This window comes from Psychrobacter glacincola, from assembly GCF_904846215.1.
Lineage (GTDB): Bacteria > Pseudomonadota > Gammaproteobacteria > Pseudomonadales > Moraxellaceae > Psychrobacter > Psychrobacter glacincola.
The window spans coordinates 1-587 of sequence record NZ_CAJGZK010000095.1 but is presented as its reverse complement, the minus strand read 5'-3'; the positions used below and the strand labels follow the sequence as shown (position 1 = coordinate 587).

General features: G+C 43.4%; 1 protein-coding gene. It reads right to left on the bottom strand.

Annotation, left to right across the window (positions count from 1 at the left end):
* Window positions 1-42: 42 nt before the first annotated feature.
* Window positions 43-587: IS3 family transposase (locus JMW90_RS13590; RefSeq protein ID WP_201564772.1), on the bottom strand; the 545-nt coding region annotated here is incomplete at its 5' end.

Below are 587 nucleotides of genomic sequence, written 5' to 3'. Positions count from 1 at the left end.
AAATGAACCGCCCCGACTATATCGGAGAGTGTTTTACTTGAGTCAGGCAGCAATGCCTGACAGGGTTAAATTATCATAATACCGCTTTTCAAATTCAAAAGGTGACACATATCCAATCGTGCTATGCAGTCGTGTTTTGTTAAACCAGTCCACCCATTCAAGGGTTGCTAATTCAACATCGTTCACGCCATGCCATTGTTCTTTTAGATATTCAATCACCTCAGACTTATAAAGCCCGTTAACTGTCTCAGCCAATGCGTTGTCATAAGAGTCGCCTGTTGTACCAACAGAGGCGATCACGCCAGAGTCAGCCATCTTATCAGTGTAGCGAATGGATAAGTACTGAACCCCTCGATCACTGTGATGAATCACATCTTTGGGATGGTTTCTATCTGCTATTGCTTGATTTAAAGCCGCCATCACCATATCCGTGTTCATACGATTAGATACCTTCCAACCAACGATAGCACGGGCAAACACATCAATAATAAAAGCGGTATAGACCCAGCCGCTTGTCGTCTTGATATAGGTAAAATCTGCAACCCACAGCTGGTTAGGACGATAAGCGCTAAAGTTACGATTGACTA